The organism is Asanoa iriomotensis (assembly GCF_016862515.1).
Classification (GTDB): domain Bacteria; phylum Actinomycetota; class Actinomycetes; order Mycobacteriales; family Micromonosporaceae; genus Asanoa; species Asanoa iriomotensis.
The window spans coordinates 1-23,903 of sequence record NZ_BONC01000090.1; the positions used below are offsets into that span (position 1 = coordinate 1).

Sequence of the window (23,903 nt, forward strand, 5' to 3'; positions counted from 1 at the left end):
CAGCGTCACCTGCATCAACAGCGTGACGCCACCGGCGGTCGAGGGAGTCGACTACTTCCGCCAGTCGTCGGACTTCTTCCCGGGCGACAACACGGGCCTGTTCGCCCTGCCGCCCGACGTCGACCTCACGACCTTCCCGGGCGACCCGGGCTCGTACGGCTTCTGCGACGACGACGACATGGCCTGGCTCGAACGCCACAGCATCGCCAGCCAGTCCAACATGGTCACCATGCGCAATGCCGGCACGACCGGCGCCATCCTGCATCTCGCGAACCTGCGGGTAGAGGAGTTGACCAGCAGCACCCCACGCCCGGTGATCTGGTTCGAGTGCGCAAGCGCCGGCAACGACGACACGGTCGAGGCCTTCGTCCACCTAACGGAAGGCGGCCGCATCGAGGTCGACAAACGCAACGGCGAGGCCCTCCTACCGGGCCAGGCCTTCTCCTTCAGCCTGGCCCCAGGCGAAGGCGGCGTCCTGATAGCCCACCTACTCGGCGGCGAGTCCGACTACGCAGGCAAGCTGGTGGTAACGGTCGAGTACGGCGAGGCCAGACAAGACGTGGTCCTACAACTCGGCAACCAGGGCGAAACGTTCAACGTCCCTGGCGGGGCACGGTCGATCACGATCTCCCCGCCCCAGTCGGCGACCCACCCCTTCCACTGCCACGGCCTGACCGACGATGACGACGACTACGGCTGCGGAATATCCGAGATCCGGAGCATGGTCTCCTAGTAAATCGCCGTCGGCCCAGCCCGACGGGCCAACGCGCCACCCTTCTGACCGCGTGCAGGTGAAGGTGCTCGCCGCGGGAAGCCGCCGGGTCGGCGGATTCGGCGCGGGCCCGGCAGCGGTAAAGGGGCGGTGCGGGCGCGGGAGCGGTGCTCGCGGCCAGGGCTCCGCCAACCCGAAGCCTGTCCTGACCTGCTCCTGGGCTGCCGGGGACGCGTTCTCCTCGCTGGTTCTGGCGAGTTTCTGGCCGGCGGCGGTCAAGGGCGGTGTGGGCGCGGGCGCGGTGCTCGTGTACAACGGTTCCCCCACCGGGAAGCCCGCCCTGGCCTACTCTCGGACCACGAGGAGGCGGCCTCCGCGCAGATCTGGGCGGCCCTATGACCCCTGGACCTTGCAGATGACGCGACCACGTCCCGGTGGCTAACCAGGCAGCGGGAAGAACGCTCCGGAGCGGGCCGGCACGTTGACGCTCGCGTCCGCCACGATGGCCTTCTGGTCCGTGTTGGTCCAGTTGACCGCCACCACCACGCGCTGGCCGTCCGGCTTCGTCAGGACCCGGTGCAGCAAGCCCGGGCCGGGCAGGTTCCAGGTGAGGGCGCGGGCCTGGTCCGGTGCGAGCAGCCCGACCACCGCCGCCCGCGTCTCGGCGTCGCCGGTGGCCGCGTAGCTGAGCGACGGGTACGTGGCCACGAGCACAGCGCCGCCCTTGCGCACGATGCCCGGCGTGCCGTCGGGGAACGCAGCAACCACCGACCCGTCGGACACGGCCAGCGTCTCAAGCTGCCAGTGCCCGATCAGGCCGCCCACTTCAACAGGCTCGGCGAGGATGTCGGCGTCGACCTGCCGCGCCCCGAACAACGTCTCCAGCCCCGCGCCAGGGACCGCCGCCCGGCGCCGGCCCAGGTCGTCGTATTCGCCCGGCGCCGCCTCCGCCACCAGCGTCCCGCCACGATGGACGAAACTCGACAAGGCGGAGGACAGCGACGCACCAGCCACTGACGGCATCGGCCAATAGACCGATCCCACATGCCCAGGCACCCCGGCGGCAGCCACCCGGTCCGCGTGCAGGATCTCGACCGGCAGGTCCGCGTCCAGCAGCAACCGGTAAGCACCCAGCACCGCGTCCGTGTAGAGCGACATCGAGCGGTCCGTCGCGAACGCGTGCAGCGCAGACTCGCGCGAGACCAGCAGCCCGACCGACCCGGGCTCGGCGACCGCGCCCTCCAGCGACCGGACCGCGGCCCCGAACTCCGACGCCGCCGCCACCCGCGCGGTCACGCTGCCGTCCGGCGTGCACAAGCCATAACCAGGCGCCTCCGGACCGAGCAGCTCCGGCCGCCACTGCCAGAACACCACCCCGGACGCACCCGCCGCCAGCGCGTTCCACATCCACAGCGCCACCGTCGACGGCGCGGGATGCGGCGTGCTCTCGCGGCCATAACGCCGGCCCCGCCCACCCTGCAGCTCCGCCTGCCAGAACGGCTTCCCGTCGGCGGCACCACGGGCAGTGTCCAGGTTGAACAGATGCTCGACGTGGTCATCGGCCATCAGCCACGTGGGAAAGCTCGACGTGCCGAAAAGGTCCACAGGGGACGTCAGCGTGAACTCGTCGAGCGTGTGCGTCGCGAGCTGACCCGTGAACCCGCTCAGCGCCACGTGCGTCATCACCGGATGCGCGGGATCGGCCGCACGGACCACCGCGCACCGCCGATCGAGCCACGACGCAAGATTGCGGAACCAGTGCGAGCGCCAATCAACCATGTCCGGCACCGCCTCGAACACCCGTGGCGGCCCCACCTGGTCCCAGGTCGAGAATCGACGCGACCAGGCAGCATTCAGCCCAGACAGCGAGCCGTAAGACGACCGTAGACCCGCGACGAACCCCGAAACCGAGGCATCGCAGTAACAGTAGAGCCGATCCGGAAAGTACGACGCGGGCTCCAGATGCGGCTCGTTCCACACGTCCCACACCCGCAGGGCGGGATGCGTGCGATAGCGTTCCACGACAGCGGTGAGAAACGCCGACGCCGCCGACCACACCGATGGATTGTCGAAGCAGAGCCCCGGCCACCCGCCCCCAGGCGTGTTCATTGCGGCGGTCAGCCGTACCGGACGCTGGTCTTGATCGTGATAGCGCGCTGCGGGATGCCGCGCAGCCAGCCAATAGGGCGCGTTCTCCAGGATCGTGTTGACGACCACGCCGAGCCCCTGCTGGTGCGCCAGGTCGAAGAGCGCGTCGAGGTCGGCGAAGTCGATCGCGTCAGGGGTGGGCTGCATCCACGACCAGCAGGCCCAAAGCTTGACGGTGTCGAAACCGGCGGAACGCATCCGGGCGAGATCGCGTTCCCAGTCGTCCCGCGGCGGGTTCGGTGGCCGGTAGTACTGAGCCCCGACGATCATCCCTTCACCGCTCCAAACGTGAGGCCGCGCACCAGGAACCGTTGCGCCGCAAGGCCGAGGACGAACACCGGGATCAGCGCGAGCACCGCCGCGGCCGAGCTGCCGCCCCAGTCGACGGACACGGTGCCGATGAAGCTCGCTACACCGATCGGCACCGTCTGTGTGTCACGGCCCGAGAGGACGAGGGCGAACAGGAACTCGTTCCAGGAGAACAAGAGGCAGAGCACGGCGGTCGCGGCGAGGCCGGGCGCGGTCAGCGGCACGGCCACGCGCCAGAACGCCCCGAACCGGCCCGATCCGTCGACCAGCGCGGCCTCTTCGAGGTCGGGCGGCAGCTCCTCGAAGAACGACCGCATCATCCAGATGACGATCGGCAGGTTGAAGGTGGTGTGTGCGGCGATCAGCGCGAAGTAGGTGCCCAGCAGCGAGGCCCGCTGGAAGATGACGTACATCGGGACGACGAGGGCCACCGCCGGCACCATGCGGGTGAACAGGATGCCGCCCGCCCAGAACTCGCGGCCGCGGATCGGCAGGCGGGCCAGCGCGTACGCCGCCGGCACTCCGACCGCCAGGGACAGCGCCGTGCTGCCGAGCGCCACCAGCGTGCTGTTCGTCAGGAACGACTGGAAGTGCAGGTCGCCGAGCACCTTCGCGTAGTTCGACAGCGTGGGCGTGAAGGCCAGCTTCAGCGTCGGCGTGAAGATGTCGGCCGGCACCTTGAGCGAGTTGACCACCACGGCCGCGATCGGCACCAGCACGCCGAGCAGGAACACCACGACGATCGTGTAGCTGGCGACGGTCCACCGCTTCACAGCGCCTCCCGCCGGCGCAGCAGCCGGATGTAGAACGCCGAGACGACCAGGACGGTGAGGAGGATGAAGACGCTCAGCGCCATCGCGTACCCCATGTCGAAGTAAGAGAAGCCCGTGCGGTACGTGTAGAGGCCGATCGTCTCCGTGGACAGCCCCGGCCCGCCCTTGGTGAGCACGAAGACCGTGTCGAAGATCCGGTAGGTGTCCATCGTGCGGAACAGCAGGATCAACAGGATCTGCGGCACGATCGCCGGCAGCACGATGCTGCGCAGGATCCGGAGCTGGCCGGCGCCGTCGACCCGAGCCGCCTCGAACTGCTCCTCGCTGATCGACAACATGCCGGCGTGCATGACCAGCACGACGAACGGCGTCCATTGCCAGACGTCGACCGCGATCAGGGCCGGCAGGGCCAGACCCGACGAGCCGAACCAGCCGATGCCGCTCGGCAGCCCAACCGCGCTGGACAGCTGGGTGACCAGGCCGAACTGGGGATCGAGCAGGTAGCGCCAGAGCAGCGCCGTGACCACCGGCGCGATGATCATCGGTAGCAGGATGAGCGCGTTGGCCAGCTTCCGGCCCTTGGTCATCTCGAACAGCGCCGCCGCGACCACGAAACCCAGCACCAACTCGACGCTGATCGCGCCGACCACGTAGATCACGGTGTTGACCAGCGCCCGGCCGACGGTCGGGTCGTGCAGGATCCGCGTGTAGTTGTCGACCCCGACGAACGGTTTCGGCAGGTTGAGGTCGGTCAGCTTCCAGGAGAAGAGCGACAGCACCAGCGAGTACGCCAGCGGCAGGATGATCAGCACGGCCAGCACGACGAGCGACGGCGTGAGCATGCCGTACCCGAGCCGGCGGCCCTGCCGTCCGCGGCGCCGTGGCCCGGCCCGGACCGGCGTGTCCACCGGCCCGGGCCGCGTCAGGGTTTCCACCCGTCGATCACCCACCTAATGCCGCGGACACCGCCTGGTACATCGCGTCAGCGGCCTGCTCGGGAGACTTGTTGCCCTGGATCGCCTCCTGCACCGCCAGCTCGATCTGGTCCTGGGCCTTCGGCCAGGCCGCCACGCTCGGCTGCGGGTTGGAAGTGGTCAGGGCCTTGTTCATCGCGTCGAGGAACGGCAGCTTCGCCGCCACGTCCGGGTTGGTGTAGAAGTCCTTGGTCGCACCGCCGGTGGCCGCCGCGATCGCGACCTTCGCCTGCTGTTCGCCGCTGGTGTACCACTGGAGGAACGAGTACGCGGCATCCTGCTGATCCGACTTGGCGGAGATGCACCAGTTCCAGTAGATGAGCTCGCCGGCCGGCTTGTCGGCGGTGAAAGCGAGCGGCGCGTAGCCCCACTTGCCGGCCGTCGAGGACTTCGCCGGGTCCTCCAGGGCCTGCAGCGACGGCGTGGTGCTGATGATCATCGCGGCCTTGCCCTGCGCTGCCGCGGTCGACGCCTCGTCGACGTGGAAGTTGAGCACTCCACTGGGCGCGTTCTTGGCCGCCTTGACGTAGAAGCTGACCGCCGTGGCGGCGGCGTTCTTGTCGAGGGTGGTCTTGCCGTCCGGGCCGAACCACCAGTTGCCCTGCGCGGTGAGCAGCGAGCCCATCACGTCGGCGACCGCGCCGCCGCGCTTGCCCGGCAACGCGATGCCGGCCATGCCGTCCTTGCCGTTCAGCGTGGCCGCCGCGGCGGCGACCTCGTCGAGCGTCGTCGGCGGCTTCAGGTTGTTCTTCTCGAACACGTCCTTGCGGTACGCGAGGACGGTGGTCGACACGAAATCGGGCAGGCAGTACTGCTTGCCGTCGTACTTGCCCTGCTCCAGCACGTTGGGAAGGTAGGAGTCGGCCGAGAACCCGCCGGGGTTGCGCTTGGCGTCGGCCAGCTTGTCGTCGATCGGTGCGAGGTAGCCGGCCTTGGCGAACTCACCGAACCAACTCGGGTGCACGTAAAGGATGTCGTACCCGCCGGCGCCCGCGAGCGTCAGCGCCTGCTTGTCGTGGAGGTTCTCGTAGGGAACGGCGTCGATGTCGAGCGAACCGCCGGTGGCCTTCGCCCACTCGGCCGCCGCGTCCTTCTGCCCGCTGGTCCAGGGATCCCCGGCCCAGCGGGACAGCACGAGCTTGTCGTCAGGGAAGCGGCCCATCGGACCGCCGGCGCTGGCCGGAGCGGCGTTCGGGTCGCCGGAGCCGCCCGACCCGCCGTCACCGCCCCCACTACACGCGGCGACCGACGACGCGACGACCAGGGCGATCGCGAATCGGCACCAGCGCCGCTGTGGTCTTGCCATATCCGAATCTCCTTCCGGGGCCAAGCTAGCGTTTTGTGATCAAGGCTTCTACGGGTCCGCCGCCCTTGGCCGCCGACTCGTAGCCCGCTGCGATCACCCGCAGGCAGGCCACGCCGTCGTCGAGGGTGGGTCCGAACGGGCGCAGGCCCGCCCGCGCCCGGTGGATGTAGGACGCGACCTCGCGCTTGTAGTGGTGGGTGTGCGGCGGCCAGGAGCCGTAGTCGTGGGGCTCCGCGGCGTCCGGTTCGATATGCGGTGTCGTCCAGCCCCGGTAGAGCGGGTCGTCGCCCGACCGGTAGACCTCGACCCGCGGGAACGGATCGGTCGCCCGCATGACGAGCGTGCCGTCCGTGCCGTAGATCTCCAGGTTGTTGCGCATCCCGATGTCGGCGGACAGGCTCCAGACGGTGCCGATCTCGCCGAGACCGCCGTCGGCGTACCGCAGCAGCGCTACCGCGATGTCCTCGCCGTCGAGGTCGGGCTTGTGGCGGTTGGCGGTGAACGCCGACACCTCGGTGATGTCACCGACCAGCCAGCGCAGCAGGTCGATGCCGTGGGAACCCTCGTCGATCCAGGCACCGCCGCCGCCGAGCACCGGATCGGACATCCAGGCCGTCATGTCCGGCGGGCAGCCGATCTCCGCGATGCCGGCCAGGCCGATGAAGCCGCGGGTGAGCAGCACCCGGCCGAGCACGCCGGAGTCGACGATCTTCTTGGCCCGGTCGGCTTCCTTGGAGAAGCGGCTGACGAAGGCCGCGGTGCCGTCGACGCCATTCCGGCGGACGGCCTCGGCCATCGCGGTCGCGTCGGCGACCGTCGTGGCGATCGGCTTCTCGCAGAACACGTGCTTGCCGGCCTCGGCCGCGGCGACCACCTGCTCCGCGTGGCGGCTGTTCTCGGAGTGCACCATCACGATGTCGAGGTCGTCGCGGGCGACCAGGTCGCGCCAGTCGTCGACGAACGTGTCGACGCCGTGCCGCGCCGCCGCGGCCCGCCCCCGTGCGGCGTCGTCGTCGGCGATCGCGACCACGCGCGCTCCGGGGATCTCGGCGATGGCCTTCGCCCGGAACTCCGCGTGTACGTGTGCCCAGCTGATCATGCCGATCCGCAGGTCGGTCATCGAGTCGTCTCCTTGATCTCTTCCCGGCGGCCGCTGGCCACGGATCGGTAGGCCGCGTCGACCACGGCGAGCACGTCACGGCCGACGTGGCCGTCGCTGAGCGACGGCGCTCCGCTGCGGAGGCAGTCGAGGAAATGTCCGAGCATCGCGAGATGTCCGTCGGCGACCAGGCCCGCGATCGGCATCGGGTACGACCAGCCGGCGCGCGCGTTGACGACCTGGAGGGGCTGCCGGTGGAGGTTGTCGACGAGGATCCGGCCCTCGGTGCCGAAGACCTCGAACCGGGAGTCCATCGCGCCCTGGAGGCTCCAACTGTCCTCGCACTGGCCGATGACGCCGTTGGCGAATCTCAGCGTGAGCACGGCGGTGTCCTCGGCCGTCGTCCTGTCGTGGTGGACGAACGTGCCGGCCTCGGCGTACACGGCGGTGATTGGTGCCTTCGCGAAGAAACGACAGAACTCCAGGCTGTGTACGGCCATGTCGAGAATCGCGCCGCCGCCGGAGCGGTCGGGGTCGAAGAACCACGGGGAGTGCGGCTCGCCGATGCCCTCGCAGGCCTTGACGCGGAAGACCGTGCCGATGTCGCCGGCGTCGACGAGTTGCCGCGCCTCCTGGAGGGCCGGGATGAACGGCACGTTCTCCGCGTAGAACAGGCGGGTGCCGGCCTCGTCCACGGCTTCGAGCATCCGGTCGGCCTCGTCGAGGTCGCGTGCCAGCGGCTTGATGCAGATGGCGTGCTTGCCGTGCGCGGCCGCGATCTCCACCGCGGGGAGATGGACGTCGGGCGGTGCCACGATGTCGAGCACGTGGGTGTCCGGGTCGGCGGCGGCTTCGGCGATGTCGGTGAGGGCTTGTGCTTCGTCGTAGGGCGCGGCGGCCCGCTGGGCGGACTCCGGGCTTGTGGCGACCACGCTGGTGATCCGCACGCCGGGAAGCTGGGCGAGCGCGGGCAGGTGCATCTGCCGCGCCCAGAAGCCGGCGCCGATGACGCTGACGCCGATCACGGCTTTACCGCCGTGCCCTCGTCGAGGGAGCGCTGGGCGGCCAGCACCAGGGCGAGGGCGTCGCGGGCCTGGCGGGGCGTCGCCGCCTGGGTGCCGTCGACGCGCCCGTTGATGCGGTCGGCGAAGTACTGCTGCTCGCCGCGGTAGCCGTACTCCCAGACGAGGTCCGGATATGCCCATCCGCCCGACTTCTCGAAGGTGCGCATCGCCTGGGCGTGCACCAGGTCGACGGCCGCGCCGCCGCCGCTGCCGTACGTCTCGATGGTGAAATTGCCGTGTCCGGCCGTCCAGGTGACGTACATGCTGGTCACGACGCCGGTTTCGTGTGTGACCGTCACGGTCGCGTTGTCCGGGCTGCGGTAGCGCTTGGCGCCCTCGAGCACGTAGGCGCCGCCGGCCGTGTAGACCGTGGTCGCCGGGCCGAAGAGCCACTGCACGAGGTCGCCGAAGTGCACGAGCGTGTCGAGGATGACGCCGCCGCCCTGTGCCGGGTCGTAGAACCAGTCGTTGGTCGGCTCCCAGCCGAAGACGGCTGCCCGTGCCGCGATCGGCTCTCCCAACTCGCCGCCGGCGATGCGGTGCTTGAGGTTGGGCAGGGGCGGGGTGAACCGCAGCATGAAACCGTGCTGGAGGATTCGGTCGCTGTTGGCGGCGGCCTCGACCACCCGGTCCGCGTCGGCCAGGGTCAGGCTGATCGGCTTCTGGCAGAAGACGTGCTTGCCGGCCCGGAGTGCCTGGATGGTCTGGTCGGCGTGGAGCGCGTTGGGCGAGGCGAGCAGGACCGCGTCGACGCTGTCGTCGGTCAGGACGGCGTCGAGGTCGTCGGCGATCGTGAGACCGTAGTCCTTGGCGAAGGCTTCCGCCGCCGCCTGGTTCGGGTCGGTGCAGGTGGTCAGGCGGGCGCCGGCGACCTGCCGGTAAGCCTCGGCGTGGACGCGGGCGATGCGGCCGGTGCCGACGACGGCGACGTTGACGGTCATCGGGTCTCCAGGGGGAACGTGACGCGGGTGCCGGTCTCGGCGGCCTGGTAGGCCCCGATGATCATTTCGAGTGCCTTGAGGCCGTCGTACGCAGTGGGGATGTCTCCCTGGTCGCCGCCGTTGACCCAGTCGCGGAAGGCGAGCAGGAGGTCGCGGTAGCAGGCCTCGTAGCGTTCCTCGCCGACGAGGTCGATGTAGCGGCGGCCGACCCAGGGCTGATCTGTTCCCTGGATCTCCGTTTGGGGGCTCTTCTGGTAGTGCAGCGCGATCTCGCCGCGGGTGCCGGACAGCTCGGCGTGGTCGGGCGACGCGAGCGGGCCGAAGTAGTCGGCCGCATGCCAGGTGCTTTCCACCGTCACGATGGCGCCGTTGTCCAATGTGTACGTGGCGATGCCGTAGTCCTCGACGCCCAGCTCTTTGTAGGTCAGCGTGCCGATCTGGCCTGTCACGTTGACGGCGTCGGCCTGGAAGAACCAGCGGAAGAAGTCGGTGAAATGGACGCCGTGGTCCAGGAAGCCGCCGCCTCCGCCGCGCACCGGGTCGGCGTACCAACCCTGGCTTTTTGTTTTGGGCGAGTCGGTGATCGCGCCGACGGGAAAGCGGATCGAATAGAAGCCGGAGACGAGGTCGCCGACCGCGCCCGCGCGCACCGCGTCCAGCGTCTGGCGGTAGACCGGCAGGTAGCGCAGCAGGTAGGCCATCATGACCGGGACGCGCTCGGACGCGTCGACGATGCGGCGGGCGTCGGCCATCGTGGTGGCGATCGGCTTGTCGAGCAGCACGGGCTTGCCGGCTGTTTTCGCCAGATCGACATGGTCGGCGTGGGCGGAGGTGTAGGACGTGACGATCACCGCGTCGACGTCGTCGCGGTTGATCAGGTCGGCGTAGTCGGTGGTCCAGACGCCGTCGGTGTAGTCGGCGGCGAACTCCTTGGCCAGGTCGGCGCGCTCGTCGGCGACGCCGACCAGACGCAGCCCGGGCAGCCCGCGGCGCAGATAGTCGGCGAACGGATAGGCGTGGTAGTGGTTGTGCAGGCCGACGATGCCGATGCCCAGGTCAGACACAGACTTTCTCCCTTGCCCGGTCGGTACGCAACCGGTTTACGCAACCGGTTGCGTTATCTTGGGCCCGAGGGTTCGATGGGCACAAGAGGTTACGAGAAGATTTCTGACGGCGGCCTGGTAGCGTTGCGCCGCAACAGCGCAACCGGTTGCGTAGATCTTGGAGGCCGGCGTGACCGCCGCGAAGAACGACAGACTCACCATCCGCGACATCGCCGCGCTCGCGGGCGTGTCCGCCGGCACGGTCTCGCGGGCGATGAACGGCCAGCCCGGCGTGGGCGCCGCGACCCGCGACCGGATCTCGGAGATCATCGCGGAACACGGCTTCCGCGTCGACCCGACGGCCCGCCAGCTCTCGACCGGCCGCAGCCGCACGCTCGGCGTGCTGTTCCCGCTGCACGCGTCAGAGGTCGTGCTGCACCCGGTCTATCCGGCGTTACTGGGCGCGCTGGGCGACGCGGCCGAGCGGGCGGGCTATGACCTGCTGCTGCTGACGATGTCCGGGCAGAAGTCGGCGCACGTGCTGGACACGGTGAGCCGCCGCCGGGTCGACGGCGTCGTCCTGCCGGCGGCGGGCGCCCGCGACCCGATCATCAAACAGCTGGTGGGCCTGGGCGCGCCGACGGTGCTGATCGGCCACCGCAGCAAGCTGCCGGGCGTGGGCTGGGTGGACTGCACCCACGACACGGCCGCGACAGAGCTGACCCAACTCATGATCGACGGCGGCCGCCGCTCGCTGGCGTTGATCAACGGCCCGGCACACGTGTCGGCCTGCAAGCTGCGCTCGTCGGGCTTCTGGTCAGCGGTGAAGGCGGCGGGCATCCCCGGCGCCCGGGAGATCTCGGTCCCGTTCGACACGGCGGCGGCCACGGCGACGGCCCTCGACCTGCTCCGGGGCCCGAACCGCCCGGACGCGATCGTCTGCGCCTCGGACACGATCGCGGCCGGGGTCCTGGACGCCACCCGGACGGTGGGCCTGTCGGTCCCAGGCGACGTGGCCATCAGCGGCTTCGACGACAGGTCGCTGGCGGCTCATACGCAGCCGGCGCTGACGACGGTCCGCATGCCGCTGCAGGAAACGGGTCACGCCGCGGCCCACATGCTGTTCGCGATGCTCGGCGACGAGCCCTTGACCACGCGCCGCATCGTCCTGCCGACGGAAGTGATCATCCGCGACTCGACCCCGCGCCCGGCCAGTCGCTAACTCACGGCCGTAGGCCCTGTTTCATAACTGAGGCCGGGCTGCGGCGGGCCCAGGCGCCGACCAGCTTGTCCGGACTGGCTGGGCCGCTCCGACGTCACGGGTGTCCATGACTGAGGAGGAGCGGATGAGCGGCAGATGGCGGCGTCTCGTATGGATTCCGCAGGTGTTGTTGGCCCTGGCCATCGGCGGCGGAGGCCTGGCGAAGCTGTTCGGCGACCCGGCGATGGTCGACCTCTTCGCGGACATCGGCGCCGGCCAGTGGTTCCGGTACTTGGTCGGCTCCCTCGAACTGACCGGCGCGGTGGGCCTCGTGATCCCGCGCCTGGCGTTCGCCGCGGCGCTCGGCCTGACGGGGCTGCTCGCCGGCGCGGCCGTCACCAACGTCGCGGTCCTTGGCGTCTCACCGCTCGTGCCCGTCGCGTACCTGGCGGTGGCCGCGTTGCTCGCCTACGCCCGCCGACCGGCCGCCGGACAACCGCGACCCGCCGCCGGCGAGGTCTTCCGATAGGTCAAAGGCCCACCGCGCGCCGGGTGTACGTGAGACAGGTCGACTGGACGGTTTTCCAGCTCGCGCCCAGCGCGGCCGGAGCGGCATCGGCGCCGCTCACATCGTTGCGGACCACGGCGTCGACGAGCGCCAGCAGCTTCTTGCGCCGTACTTCTCGTCGATGCAGCGGGCGGCGTAGTAGGCCAGACCGTACCTGGCGCTGATCTCTTCGTCGTCGCTGTTGTCGCGCGGGTACGCCGTGGCCAGGTCGCCGTCGTAGCTCGATCTGTTCAAGAAGCGGCGCACCTCGTACCGTCGCGGATAGCTCCCGACCGAAGCCCCGTTCGCGCCCGCCAGCTCCGCCAGGCCCTCGCTCAGCCACCACGCCGAGCCGTCGAAGTCGGTGAGCGCGGCGTTCGCCCCCGAGGCCACGTGGGTCATCTCGTGCCGGAGCAGCGTGGCGGTCTGGCCGATCGGTGAGACGCCCATCCGCAGCACCAGGTCACTGCCTTCGACCCGGCGAGGCACGGCGAATCCGATGTACGAGTCGTCGAAGGTGTTCTGGTACCTCGTCCACTCCTTCTTGCCGGCGAGATAGACGACGTACCTGTGTGGCTTGGTCTCACCGAGCGAGAAGCGGTCGGCCACCTTGGCCGCATCCTCGGCCAGGCGCAGGGCGGTCGGCAGATCCTTGGCGTACGGCTTCGTCGCCGCGACGACGACGCGCTTCCCGAACCGGACGACGAGCGGGCTGACCTCCCACGGCCGCGGCCCGTCGCTGGTCTGCTCGATGTCGATGATGCGGAACCCGGCGGGCGTACGCAAAAACGTCGTCGATGTCAGCGGACCGAGCTTTCCGCAGCCGGGAGCGCCGACGCAGTACGTCATGGAGATGTCGGTGTTCCACCGTTCCGGTGCACCGCCCGGCGACGGCCCGATGGCGATGCTCTGCTTGACGTCGGCGACCCGCAGGGCGCGCAACGCCGTGAATCGCTGCTTGAGCACCTTCTCGACCGCGGGATAACCGGCGGCAGGTGCCAGGAAGGCGGCCAGGTCGCCCGTGAGCAGAGCGGCGCTCTGCGCCTCGAGGATGGCATCGATCCCCGCCTTGGCGGCGGCTTCCGGCGCGGCCTTGTCCGGGCTGGGCGACACGCTCGCGGTGGGCGTGGAACTGGCAGCGGACGGCGAGGTGGCGCACGCCGCCGTGCCGAGCAGAAGAGTTGCGACTACCGCCAGGACAGCCCGGCGACCCCGTTTGTCGATCACGGTCACCGAAGATACGGCTGCCCAGGATCAATGTGATCACCCCGTTCGGACGGCCGGTGGCCGGCTTCGACCGCCTGAAGGTGACGTGGGTTAAACGGCCGTTTGCTAGCTGGACATTCGGATTTCATCTAGTGTGAGGGCACCCGGCCCGAACGTGCGGACCGCTCACGCAGAGGGAGGCTGATGGTCATGGCGAAGAAGTCCAAGAAGGACAAGAAGAAGGACAAGAAAAAGAAGAAGTAGTCCACCTGGACCTCTGGGGCGGCTCCCTGCGAATGGGCGCCGCCCCGTCCTGTCCCTACTCCTAAGTGGACTCCTTGCGTACGCGCGGCACGAGTTCGAAGTGGACTGTGTGTCCCGTCGTGTTTCGGCCGAGCCGGTGTGTCAGCGGCACGACGACTCCGTGCAGCAGCGGGTACTTGGCGCGCAGGGCACGGGCGGCCGCCGCGTGCTCCACGCCACTCAGCTTGCGGGCGACGGCGTGCAGCTCCGGGCCGGTCGGCGTGCCACGGGCGGTCGACGGCGCGACCGTGACGGCCGGGTTGTTGCGGATGCGACGGGTCTTCCAGGCCTTCTGGTAGCTGCGCACGTAGGCACGGTCGCCGGCCACCACGATGCTGACCGGCGTCGCGACCGGCGTGCCGTCCCGGCGGAACGTCGTGAGCGCGACCGTCTTCTGCCGGGTGAAGTGTGCCCAGTCCGGCGTCGCCGCGCCGTCGACGTGGCCCAGGACCCAGCCCAACTGGCGCCACCGTTCCAGCAGGGCGACCGCGGCCAGCGCGGCGGAAACGGCGATCAGCGCGGTTTGACCGGTAGCGCCGCCGATGTTCCGGTCGGCGATGTGCGACGCCGTGTGCGCCACGCTGCCGACCAGGTATCCGCCCAGGCCCACCGTGAATCCGTCGGCCCAGACGACCGCGAGCAGCAGCGCGGCCCCGAGGCCGAGCTGGAACGCCCCCGCGTCGTGCACGAAATGCTCGCTCGGCGGGAAGTTCACGAACGATGCGAAAGAGCCCGGCGCGCACAGCCCCCAGAAACCCGCGGTCAGGGTCAGCAGCGCGAGGACGACGGTGATGGCCCGAATCATTCTGCTCATACCCCGGGGACGGCGCAGCGCGTACGTGTGTGACGGCCGCACGTGTGATCGGATCTACTCGATGTCGGTGCCGATCTGGGGAGGCAGCAATGCAGCTTCGTACGCTCGGGCAGGGCCTGGAGGTGTCCGCGCTAGGCCTGGGTTGCATGGGCATGAGCGAGGGCTACGGGCCGAACCCCGGTGGCCGCGACGACATGATCGGCGTGCTGCGCGGCGCGGTCGAGCGCGGCGTCACGCTCTTCGACACAGCCGAGGTCTATGGCCCGTATGTCAACGAGGAGCTCCTCGGTGAGGCGCTCGGGCCGGTGCGCGACCAGGTCGTGATCGCCACCAAGTTCGGGTGGGACATCCAGGACCGCCAGTCCGTCGGCTTGGACAGCCGACCCGAGCAGATCCGCCGGGTCGCCGACGCCTCGCTGCGGCGCCTTCGTACCGACCGGATCGACCTGTTCTACCAGCACCGGGTCGATCCCGCCGTGCCCGTCGAAGACGTCGCCGGCACCGTCGCCGAGCTGGTGGCGGAGGGAAAGGTCGGCCACTTCGGGCTGTCCGAGGCGGGCGCCGGCACCATCCGGCGCGCCCACGCGGTCCATCCCGTCACCGCGTTGCAGAGCGAGTACTCGCTGTGGACCCGCGGCATCGAGTCCGAGATCCTGCCGACGCTCGACGAGCTCGGCATCGGTCTGGTGCCCTTCAGCCCGTTGGGCAGAGGTTTCCTCACCGGCACGGTCGGCACCACGACCGAGTTCACAGCGGACGACATCCGGACCACGATCCCGCGCTTCACGGCGGAGAACCGGACCGCCAACGAAGCCCTCGTCGACCTGGTCAGGCGGGTGGCCGCGACGCGGGAGGCGACGCCGGCGCAGGTTGCCCTCGCGTGGCTGCTCGCCCGGCGGCCCGCGCTCGTGCCGATACCCGGCACCCGGCGGCTGGAACGCCTCGACGAGAACATCGGTGCGACCCGGATCGAGCTGTCGAGCGCCGATGTCGCCGCGCTCGACGATGCGGCGACTCGGCTCGGCGTGGCCGGTGCCCGTTACGGCGAGGCGATGCAGAAGCTGACCAGACTCTGACCGGTCGTCGCCTTGTGATTGCTCAGCGTAAATCCGAGGCGAGTTGTCGTACCCGCTCGCAATGATGAGCCCCATGCTCGGTGATGTCCTTCCCCATCGGCCTGAGGCGCGTCGGTTGCTGGCCGCGACCTTGTTCTCGGCCACCGGCCGTGGCTTGACGTTGCCGTTCATGTTCATCTACCTGACGAAGGTCAGGGACGTGCCGGCCGGCACGGCGGGCCTGATCATCGCCTGGATGGCGGTGTGCGCGCTGGCGATCGGGCCGGTGGGCGGCTGGGCGGTCGACCGCTACGGCGCGCGCCGGATCGTCCTGCCGATGCTGCTGGTCGAGGCGGTCGGGGTGGGCAGCGTGGGCTTCGCGCACACGCACTGGCAGGCGTTCCTGTCGGTCACGCTCATCGGCGCCGGCGGCGGCGTGATCTGGGCGGCGAACACGACGATTCTTTCGTCGGTGACCGACGGCCTAGAACGGCAGAAGACGTTCGGCCTCAACTTCGCCCTGCTCAACCTAGGGATCGGCACGGGCACGGTGATCGCCGGCGCGATCGTCGACCTGGACCGCCCCGGCACCTTCCAGATCATCTACCTGATCGACGCGGCGCTCTATCTGGTGCCGTTCGTCAACCTGCTGACCATGCCCGGTGTGGGGCGGCGGCTGGCCCGCGCCGCACCCGACGACCCGGCCGCGACGCGGGTGCGCGAGCCCGGCTACCGGGAGGTCTTCGCCCACCGAGGCTTCCGTCGCCTGCTGGCGTTCAGCGTGGTGCTGACGATCAGCGGCTACGCACAGATCGAGGTGGGCTTCACCGCGTTCTCGATCGACGTGGCCCACGTCGGGCCGCAGACCGTGGCTTACGCCTTCACGGCCAACACCTTGGTCATCGTGCTGGCCCAACTATTCGTGGTGCGGATCATCCAGGGCCGCAGCCGGACGGTCCTGCTGTCCGTGGTCGGCGTGATCATGGCTGCCTCCTGGCTGATCCTCGGCGTGGCGGGCGCGATCGACGGCCGCAACGCGGCCCTGTCGGCGGTGGCGGTCATCGCCTGCGCCGCCGTGTTCGCGGCGGGCGAGACGCTGCTGTCGCCGATCAACCCGACGCTGCTCAACGCACTGGCCACCGAAGAGCTACGCGGCCGGTTCAACGCGCTGGGCTCGATGGTCTGGGGCATCAGCGGCATCGTGGGCCCGATCACCGCGGCTCCGCTGATCGGCGGAGGCCACAGCACGATCTGGCTAGCCCTCACAGTGGCGGGCTGCCTAACGGCAGCCCTACTGGCGGCGTCCCTACGCAAGGTGATCACCGCCGAACAGGACGGCCGCACACCACCACCCACCGCAGCGGACGCCCCAGCCGCGCCCGACCCCGTAACGGAAGGAGCAAAGGCGCAAACAGTTTGACCCGCTGGCCCCATCCGGGGTGATCCCGCTCGTGTCGGCTTGGTTGTGGATCTGGACGAGGGTCTGGCGTCGGGGTTTCGACCGATTCGCGCAGAAGGCGTTGGCCCGGCTGCGGACCTGGACACGCGTATGGCGGATCCGCGTGCCTTCGAACGTTGAGGACCGCTACTGGGTCTCGGTGTCGAGAAGCAGCTCGTACACGTGGACGTCGCCGTTGGTGCGCACTTGGCGGAAACCGGCGCGTTCGAGGGTGCGTTGGGATGCGACGTTGTCGCTGGTGGTGTCGGCGACAACTCGCGACAGACCTTGCTCCGCCGCGATGTTCAGCAGGGCGAGAAGTGCCTCCGTCGCGTAGCCGTGACCGCGGGCTGACGGGGCAAGGCCGTAGCCGACCTCGACACACCCGACGTGCGGCTGGCCCTTGAAGCCGATGCCGCCGATGGCCTTCCCGTCAGAGGCTCGGGTGATCCGGTAGTGACCGAACGGGCGCTGGTCGCCGTGGATCGCGGTGGCCCGGAGAAAGGCCGTCACACCGATGACGTCGCCGTCGAACGGAAAGTCGTCAGCCCAGGCGTCCCCGACGGCGGCGCGCCGCCCGACGATGCGTTCACCCTCTGCCGCGTCGATGGCGTGCAACCACAATCGCGGCGTTCGAAGCTCGGTCACGCGCAACAGCGAAGCAGCGCTGCGACACCACGCACAAGCCGATTACGCCATCGTTGCCCACGGTGGGAGGTAGCGGTTCACATACTCGCGCGCACGGGGGAGCGGGTCACGCCAATACTGGTCCGGCATCCGGTGGCGGTTCGCCTCGCAGAACGCACGAAGACCGACGGTGACCCTGACGCGCTCCAACACGCGGCCTTCGAAGGCCGCGTTCGCCGCCACCAACTCCGGCTCCGCGTTCCAGCCCGAGTGGTCGAACGCCCAGCCGTCGCAGGCCGCGTACACGTGGAAGAGCTGTCGCTCGCCCGCCAAACGCATCGCGGTCACCCTGATCGGCCGGTCCGGGAAAGTATCCCGGCAAGCCCAGGCGAGGATGTGGCACGCCCCGGCCGCGAAGAAGGCCTGGTCTGCCCTCTCCCACGCGATGCGTTGATCCGATCGCTCCAGCGATGTCCGCCGAAACGCTCCCGCTGCAACCGTCGCCACGGCACCTCACGCTTTCAGGCCCCCGCGTGCTCCGCGATGTGCGTGGCGGCACTACCCGAGGCCGCACCCCGGGTATGTGCCGACACCGCACACCTGCGGACCGGACGTCGTCCAGGCGAGAGCTAGCCCCGGCCGGCCGCGCGCACGATCCGGTCCGTCTCGTCGTCGAACTCGCCGATCAGCTCCTCGAGCATGTCCTCCAGCGCGACCACGCCGACAACCCGGTGGTCGTCGGAGAGGACGACCGCGAGCTGCGCCCGGTGCTCCCGCATCATCCGCACCGCGGTGGCGACCGGTAGCCCTGCCCCCAGGGACAACGGCGATGACATCAGATCCGCGGCGGTACGCGGTGCGCCCGGGAAGGTCGTGGCCCGGACCGCGTCGCGGATATGTACGAAGCCGCGCACCTGGCCCACGGTGGAGATCACGGCCAACCGCGACCTGCCCGTGCGCCGGCTAGTCAGCTCGACGTCGCGGGCCGACGCATCCGGCGGCACCGAGACGACCTCCGCCAGCGGGGTCATCACCTGCGCCACCGTCGTGTTCTGCACCGCGAGCATCGCCGTCAACAGCTCGTGTTCGCCTGCCTGGATCGTGCCGTGCTCGCGGGACGACTGGAGCAGCAATCGCAGCTCGTCGGGGCCGTGCACCTGAGCCAGCTCGTTCTGCGGATGCACCTTGACCAGCCGCAGGCAGGCGTTGGCCAGCTCGTTGAGCGCCAGCAGCGCGGGCCGGAAGACCCAGGTGAACGCGCGGAACGGCCGGGCCAGCAGCAGCGCCGACGTCTCCGGGTGGCTGATCGCCCACGACTTCGGTGCCATCTCGCCGACCACCACGTGCAGGAAGCTCACGATGATCACGGCGAGCAGGAACGCGAAGACGTACGAGATGCCGGACGGCAGGCCCGTCGCGTCGAAGACCGGCTGGAGCAGGTGGCTGACCGTCGGTTTGGCCAGCGCGCCGAGGGCCAGCGTGGACAGCGTGATGCCGAGCTGGGCGCCGGCCAGCATGAGCGACAGCTCGCGTACGCCGGCGATCGCCGAGCGGGCCGACTTGTTGCCGGCCGCGGCCGCCTGCTCGAGCCGGTGCCGCTTGGAGGCGACCAGCGCGAACTCGGCGGCCACGAAGAACGCGTTGGCCACCAGCAGCAACACCGAAATGATCAATGACCAGGTGGTACTCATGCGCCCACCACCGTCATCGACACCTCGTCCGGCACGTGCCGGCGCACCGACTCGACCCGCAGGCGGGCCTGGCCGGGCGAGACCGGCTCGCCCTCGGGGGTGAGCACCGGCGGCAGGTCGGCCACGACCTCGTCGCCGGGTGACGGCACCCGGCCCAGGCGCTGGAGCACCAGACCGGAGAGCGTGTCGTAGTTCGGCGACGACGGCAGCACCAGCCCGGTCGCCTCGGCCACCTCGTCGAGGCGCCAGCGGCCGGGCAGCGACCAGGCGCCGTCGGGGCGGCGGCGGGCGGCCGGCTCCGGCAGGTCGTCCTCGTCGTGGATCTCGCCGACCAGCTCCTCCGCGATGTCCTCGAGGCTGATCACGCCGGCGAAGCCGCCGTACTCGTCGATCACTATGGCGAGCTGGCGGTGCTCGGCGCGGAGGCGCTCCAGCACCACGGGCAGCGGCAGCGACTCAGGGACCAGCAGGGCCGGTGCGGCGAGCGTGCCGACCTCCACCTTGCCTCGGTCGGCCGGGTCGACCTCGACCACGTCGGCGACGGCCACGATCCCGCGCACGTCGTCGACCGCGGTGCCGAGCACCGGGAACCGCGTGTGGCCCCGGTCGAGCAATTGCACCACCCGTACCGCCGGGTCGTCGGCGTTGACCGTGACCACGTCGACCCGCGGAATCATCGCGTCGCCAGCCGTGCGGGTACGGAAGTCGAGGCCGCGGTCCAACAGCCGCGAGGTGTCCGCATCGAGCACGCCCGACTCGCGGGAGCTCTCGATGATCCGGTCGAGGTCCTCGGTGGTGGCGCCCTGCGGCAGCTCCTCGACCGGCTCGATGCCGACCGCGCGGAGCAGCCGGTTGGAGGTCGCGTCGAACAGCTTGATCAGCGGACCGACCATCTTGAGGTAGGCCAGTGTCGACCGGGACAAGGCCCGGGCGAGCGTTTCCGGCTTGGCGATCGCGAGGTTCTTCGGCGCCAACTCGCCGACCACCATCTGGATGACGGTCGCCACCGAGAGCGCGATGATCACCGAGATCGTGGCGGTGACGGCCTCCGAGGCGCCGGTCAGGCCGATCAGGTCGGCCACGCCTTCACCGATGTACGGCTCGGCGAAGTAACCAGCGAGCAGGGCGGTGACGGTGATGCCCAACTGGGCGCCCGAGAGCATGAATGACAGCCGGGACGTGACGCGCAACGCCCGCTCGGCGGCCGCATCACCCGCCTCGGCCTCAGCACGCAGCTTGGACCGGTCAACGGCGACGTAAGCGAACTCCTGGGCCACGAAGAAGCCGGTCGCCACTGTCAGAACGACGATGAGGGCGAGGCCCGCGAGAATCAACATGATCGAAAGAGCCGGTGCGAGACCGGCTCGGTACTACTACCTTCGTCCACCTGACGAGGTTATCCAGGTTCGCTGTGCGTTGGCTGGGAACCGGCGAGGTACCCGCTGGCCTGCAGTTGGAACAGCTCCTGGTAGAGCCCGCCGGCCGCGACCAGCTCCTCGTGACTGCCGTGCTGCACGATGCGGCCGTGGTGCAACACGTAGATCTGGTCGGCGTGCCGCACGTTGGCCAGCCGGTGCGTGATCAGCACCACCGTGCGGTCCGGCCGGCGGCGCAACTGCTGGAACATCGCATATTCCGCCCGCGCGTCCAGCGCCGACGACGGTTCGTCGCAGATCAGCAGGCTGGCGTCACGGTAGAAACCACGGGCCGCGACGAGCCGCTGCCACTGCCCGCCGGACAGGTCGTGTCCGTCCTTGAACTGCCGGTTCAGCAGTGTCGCGTACCCCTTGGGCAGTTTTTCGATCATCTCGTGTGCCGAGGCCGCGCTCGCCGCGTCGACGATCGAAGGTCCGACATCACGGTGGGTACGCCCGACCGCGATGTTCTGGTGCGCGGTGAACGGGAACTTCCACCAGTCCTGGGTGATCACCGCGACGTGCGCCGCCCGGCTGGCCGGGTCGATCAGGCTGGCGTCGAGCCCGTTCCAGGTGATCGTGCCGGCGGTCGGCTGGTAGAGCCCGGCCAGCAGCTTCGCGAGGCTCGACTTGCCGGAGCCGTTCTCGCCGACGAGCGCGATCACCTGTCCTTTGCGGACGGTCAGCGACACCTCCTCGACGGCCGGGTTGTCGGTGTCGGGGTAGCGCAGGCTGACCCGGTCGAGCCGGATCTCGTCGAAGCCGGTGACCTGCTCGCCGCCCGGCTCGGGCGCCTGTGCCCAGGCCCGGTCGACGAACGTCCGGAAGTCGCCGTAGTAGAGCGCGTCCTCGTAGAGCCGGTTGGTCGCGTAGATCGCCGTGTTGAGGCCCATCTGCGCGGCCTGCAGCGCGAGCAGCGCGGTGGCGGCCGCGGCCAGCGGGATGGCGCCTTGGACGAGCAGCCAGCCGAGCACGCCATACAGGGCGAGGCTGGCCAGCCCGCCGACCGCCGCGCCGACCGTGCGGGTGCCGGTCTGCGCGCGGACAAGACGCATCTCGGCGGCGGTCTGGTTGCGCATGATCCGTGAGTAGCGACCCAGCAGGAAGTCGCGCATCTGGTAGCTGCGTACCTCGGCGGCGGTGTGCCGGTTGGCCATGATGCTGCCCAGCAGCCACATCTTCCGCCGCCGCCCGATCCAGGCGAGCATCGCCAGATATTCGCGGCGGGCCATCCGCACGGCGGTGATCGCCGACGGGATCGCGGCGATGATCAGGCAGGGCAACAGGATCGGCTCGATCACGGCGATCGCCGCCGCGGTCGCGGCCACCCGGACGAGGCCGGTCAACAGGTCCACACTGGAGTTGACGATCGACGCCGCCTCGATCATGCCGCGGTCCTTGGCGCGGTCCATCTCCTCGGCGAAGCCGGAGTCGTCGAAGGCCGCCAGCCCGACCGCGGTGGTCGCGCCGAACAGCCGCAGCTCGACCGCGTAGTTGATCTGTGGCGCGATGCGGGCCTGCGCCCAGCCGGCCGCGATGGTCAACGCGCCCCGCACCGAGACGGCGACCGCCGCGACGATCAGCGCCGGGAGGGCGCCGCGGACGCGGTCCGGCGTCGGGCCCGCCGCGAACAACTCGGTCAGCACCGTGCTGGTGGCGAGCAGACCGAACGTGGTAGCGACGCCGGCGATGACGTTGAAGCCGATCGCGGCCAGGGTGTCGAGCCGGTTGGCCGACCACGCCAGCGCGACCGCCTCGCGGACGATCGCGGGCAGGCGCCGGGCAACGGCCCAGAAGCTGGTTTCGGCGAACGACTCGCTGTGGTGGAGCCAGCCGGCGGTTTCCAGCTCGGGAAGCAGGTCTTCGTCGTCGGGCAGGTCTGCGTCGGCACGGCTGCGCTCGTCGATCGCCACTGGCCGCTCCTCGGACCACGGGGGGCAGTCTGGAATGGCTGAGGACCCGCACGGGTCCTCATTCATGGTAGTCGCACGCGGAAGTTAGCCTCGGCGCGTGGAAATTCGCGACGCCCTGCCGGACGACTGGCCCCGCATCTATCCCTTCTTCGCCGCGATCGTCGACGGCGGTGCGACCTATGCCTATCCGGCCGACCACACGCTGGAGTCGGCGCGCTCCTTGTGGATGGATGAGCCCCCGGGGTCGACCGTCGTGGCCACCTCCGAGGACGGGCAGATCCTCGGCTCGGCGAAGATGGGCCCCAACCGGCCCGGGCGCGGGTCCCACATCGCGACCGCGAGCTTCATGGTCGACCCGGCGCACCAGGGTCGCGGCGTGGGGGCGGCGCTCGGCGCTTATGCGGTCTCGTGGGCCCGGGCTCAGGGCTATGTCGGCATGCAGTTCAACGCCGTGGTCGAGACCAACGTCGTCGCGGTGCGGCTGTGGCAGCGGCTCGGCTTCACGATCATGACGACGATCCCCGAAGCGTTCGACCATCGGACGCGTGGTTTGGTCGGTCTGCACGTGATGTACCAAAAGTTCTAGGCGGCACTTATTGGCATCTGTCCCTTTTGGAGGAAAGATGACTCATACTTTCGGCTAGCTTCTCCCTCCCAAGCGGCTTAGAGTGAGCGTCGATCGGTTAACCCGTGCTCCATAGCAAAGATCGCTGTCGGGTACGCCCTGGGAGGCCCACCATGTCGACGCAGACAGTCTTCGAGTCCACTCCCGACACGGCAACAGTGCCGGCGGAGAGCGCGACCGAGCTCCTGGCCGCGCTGGCCGCGATGCCTGCCGGTCACCCGTCCCGCGCCGCACTGCGGGACCGCACGATCGAGGCCTGGCTCCCCCTGGCCAACCACCTCGCCCACCGCTACGGCGGGCGCGGCGAACCCACCGACGACCTGCTGCAGACCGCGGCCGTCGGCCTGATCAAGGCCGTCGACAAGTTCGACCCGTCTCGTGGGGTCGACTTCGCCGGCTATGCGATCCCCACGATCGTCGGTGAGCTGAAGCGCCACTTCCGCGACCGCACCTGGGACATCCGGGTGCCGCGCCGGCTGCAGGAGCTGCGCCTGGCCATCTCCGAGGCCAACAGCTCGCTGCTGCAGTCGCTGGGCCGGTCGCCGACGGTCGCCGACATCGCCCTGCACCTGAAGATCTCCGAGGAGGAGGTTCTCGAGGGGCTGGAGGGTGCCCGGGCCTACAACGCGGTCTCGTTGTCGACGCCGACCGGTGACGGCGAGCGCGGCACCGAGCTGGGTGACCTGCTCGGCTCGGAAG

Annotated in this window: 22 protein-coding genes; 7 read left to right on the forward strand and 15 right to left on the reverse strand. The window is 69.7% G+C overall.

Annotated features, from left to right (window positions below; all coding sequences use genetic code 11):
- Positions 1-733, forward strand: a 733-nt coding sequence (locus tag Air01nite_RS36420) for a hypothetical protein (protein ID WP_203707952.1), incomplete at its 5' end; no start/stop codon positions are given.
- 417 nt (positions 734-1,150) lie between these two features.
- Here the strand turns inward: Air01nite_RS36420 and Air01nite_RS36425 are convergent.
- From Air01nite_RS36425 to Air01nite_RS36460, 8 genes are all read right to left on the reverse strand, one after another.
- Positions 1,151-3,130, reverse strand: a complete 1,980-nt coding sequence (locus tag Air01nite_RS36425; RefSeq protein ID WP_203707953.1) for a beta-galactosidase — start codon at positions 3,128-3,130, stop codon at positions 1,151-1,153.
- Complete coding sequence (locus Air01nite_RS36430; RefSeq protein WP_203707954.1) at positions 3,127-3,942, reverse strand: carbohydrate ABC transporter permease; 816 nt, start codon at positions 3,940-3,942, stop codon at positions 3,127-3,129. Before Air01nite_RS36430 ends, Air01nite_RS36425 begins: the two co-directional genes overlap by 4 nt.
- The gene (locus Air01nite_RS36435; protein ID WP_373310558.1) at positions 3,939-4,784 is read right to left on the reverse strand and encodes a carbohydrate ABC transporter permease; all 846 of its coding nucleotides are present in this window, start codon (positions 4,782-4,784) and stop codon (positions 3,939-3,941) included. Before Air01nite_RS36435 ends, Air01nite_RS36430 begins: the two co-directional genes overlap by 4 nt.
- Before the next feature lie 100 nt (positions 4,785-4,884).
- Positions 4,885-6,222 carry an extracellular solute-binding protein gene (locus Air01nite_RS36440; protein ID WP_203707956.1) on the reverse strand — a complete coding sequence of 446 codons (1,338 nt, stop codon included), beginning with the start codon at positions 6,220-6,222 and terminating at the stop codon, positions 4,885-4,887.
- Positions 6,223-6,247: 25 nt separating this feature from the next.
- A complete protein-coding gene (locus Air01nite_RS36445; RefSeq protein ID WP_203707957.1) occupies positions 6,248-7,342 on the reverse strand; it encodes a Gfo/Idh/MocA family protein in 1,095 nt (364 codons plus the stop codon).
- Positions 7,339-8,346 (reverse strand): Gfo/Idh/MocA family protein, encoded by a 1,008-nt coding sequence (locus tag Air01nite_RS36450; RefSeq protein ID WP_203707958.1) that lies wholly within the window; start codon positions 8,344-8,346, stop codon positions 7,339-7,341. The genes Air01nite_RS36445 and Air01nite_RS36450 overlap by 4 nt, the downstream gene beginning before the upstream one ends.
- The gene (locus Air01nite_RS36455) at positions 8,343-9,326 is read right to left on the reverse strand and encodes a Gfo/Idh/MocA family protein (RefSeq protein WP_203707959.1); all 984 of its coding nucleotides are present in this window, start codon (positions 9,324-9,326) and stop codon (positions 8,343-8,345) included. Before Air01nite_RS36455 ends, Air01nite_RS36450 begins: the two co-directional genes overlap by 4 nt.
- On the reverse strand, positions 9,323-10,390 hold the full coding sequence (locus Air01nite_RS36460; protein ID WP_203707960.1) for a Gfo/Idh/MocA family protein: 1,068 nt from the start codon (positions 10,388-10,390) through the stop codon (positions 9,323-9,325). Before Air01nite_RS36460 ends, Air01nite_RS36455 begins: the two co-directional genes overlap by 4 nt.
- A 169-nt stretch (positions 10,391-10,559) precedes the next feature.
- Between Air01nite_RS36460 and Air01nite_RS36465 the strand changes: the two genes are divergently transcribed.
- Both Air01nite_RS36465 and Air01nite_RS36470 read left to right on the forward strand, forming a co-directional pair.
- Positions 10,560-11,591, forward strand: a complete 1,032-nt coding sequence (locus tag Air01nite_RS36465; RefSeq protein ID WP_203707961.1) for a LacI family DNA-binding transcriptional regulator — start codon at positions 10,560-10,562, stop codon at positions 11,589-11,591.
- A 124-nt stretch (positions 11,592-11,715) separates the two neighbouring features.
- On the forward strand, positions 11,716-12,099 hold the full coding sequence (locus Air01nite_RS36470; RefSeq protein ID WP_239091219.1) for a DoxX family protein: 384 nt from the start codon (positions 11,716-11,718) through the stop codon (positions 12,097-12,099).
- 96 nt (positions 12,100-12,195) lie between these two features.
- Here Air01nite_RS36470 and Air01nite_RS36475 read toward each other — a convergent pair whose 3' ends face one another.
- Both Air01nite_RS36475 and Air01nite_RS36480 read right to left on the reverse strand, forming a co-directional pair.
- The gene (locus Air01nite_RS36475) at positions 12,196-13,344 is read right to left on the reverse strand and encodes a hypothetical protein (protein ID WP_203707963.1); all 1,149 of its coding nucleotides are present in this window, start codon (positions 13,342-13,344) and stop codon (positions 12,196-12,198) included.
- A 304-nt stretch (positions 13,345-13,648) separates the two neighbouring features.
- A complete protein-coding gene (locus Air01nite_RS36480; RefSeq protein ID WP_203707964.1) occupies positions 13,649-14,431 on the reverse strand; it encodes a PPOX class F420-dependent oxidoreductase in 783 nt (260 codons plus the stop codon).
- Positions 14,432-14,529: 98 nt separating this feature from the next.
- Here Air01nite_RS36480 and Air01nite_RS36485 point away from each other — a divergent pair, with 98 nt between their 5' ends.
- Positions 14,530-15,516 (forward strand): aldo/keto reductase, encoded by a 987-nt coding sequence (locus Air01nite_RS36485; RefSeq protein ID WP_203707965.1) that lies wholly within the window; start codon positions 14,530-14,532, stop codon positions 15,514-15,516.
- A 73-nt stretch (positions 15,517-15,589) separates the two neighbouring features.
- The gene (locus tag Air01nite_RS36490) at positions 15,590-16,915 is read left to right on the forward strand and encodes an MFS transporter (RefSeq protein WP_203707966.1); all 1,326 of its coding nucleotides are present in this window, start codon (positions 15,590-15,592) and stop codon (positions 16,913-16,915) included.
- 165 nt (positions 16,916-17,080) lie between these two features.
- On the opposite strand, the gene Air01nite_RS36495 is transcribed toward Air01nite_RS36490, so the two are convergent.
- The 5 genes from Air01nite_RS36495 to Air01nite_RS36515 all read right to left on the reverse strand — a co-directional run bounded on the left by Air01nite_RS36495 (position 17,081) and on the right by Air01nite_RS36515 (position 22,579).
- Positions 17,081-17,581 carry a GNAT family N-acetyltransferase gene (locus tag Air01nite_RS36495; protein ID WP_239091221.1) on the reverse strand — a complete coding sequence of 167 codons (501 nt, stop codon included), beginning with the start codon at positions 17,579-17,581 and terminating at the stop codon, positions 17,081-17,083.
- Between the two features lie 42 nt (positions 17,582-17,623).
- Positions 17,624-18,067, reverse strand: coding sequence for a hypothetical protein (locus Air01nite_RS36500; RefSeq protein ID WP_203707968.1), 444 nt, complete (start codon positions 18,065-18,067; stop codon positions 17,624-17,626).
- Between the two features lie 122 nt (positions 18,068-18,189).
- Positions 18,190-19,251, reverse strand: coding sequence for a hemolysin family protein (locus Air01nite_RS36505; RefSeq protein WP_203707969.1), 1,062 nt, complete (start codon positions 19,249-19,251; stop codon positions 18,190-18,192).
- The gene (locus tag Air01nite_RS36510) at positions 19,248-20,588 is read right to left on the reverse strand and encodes a hemolysin family protein (RefSeq protein WP_203707970.1); all 1,341 of its coding nucleotides are present in this window, start codon (positions 20,586-20,588) and stop codon (positions 19,248-19,250) included. The genes Air01nite_RS36505 and Air01nite_RS36510 overlap by 4 nt, the downstream gene beginning before the upstream one ends.
- 59 nt (positions 20,589-20,647) lie before the next feature.
- Positions 20,648-22,579, reverse strand: coding sequence for an ABC transporter ATP-binding protein (locus Air01nite_RS36515; RefSeq protein ID WP_239091220.1), 1,932 nt, complete (start codon positions 22,577-22,579; stop codon positions 20,648-20,650).
- 97 nt (positions 22,580-22,676) lie between these two features.
- Here Air01nite_RS36515 and Air01nite_RS36520 point away from each other — a divergent pair, with 97 nt between their 5' ends.
- Positions 22,677-23,165, forward strand: coding sequence for a GNAT family N-acetyltransferase (locus tag Air01nite_RS36520; protein ID WP_203707972.1), 489 nt, complete (start codon positions 22,677-22,679; stop codon positions 23,163-23,165).
- Positions 23,166-23,317: 152 nt separating this feature from the next.
- A partial coding sequence (locus Air01nite_RS36525) for a sigma-70 family RNA polymerase sigma factor (RefSeq protein WP_203707973.1) occupies positions 23,318-23,903 on the forward strand: 586 nt, incomplete at its 3' end.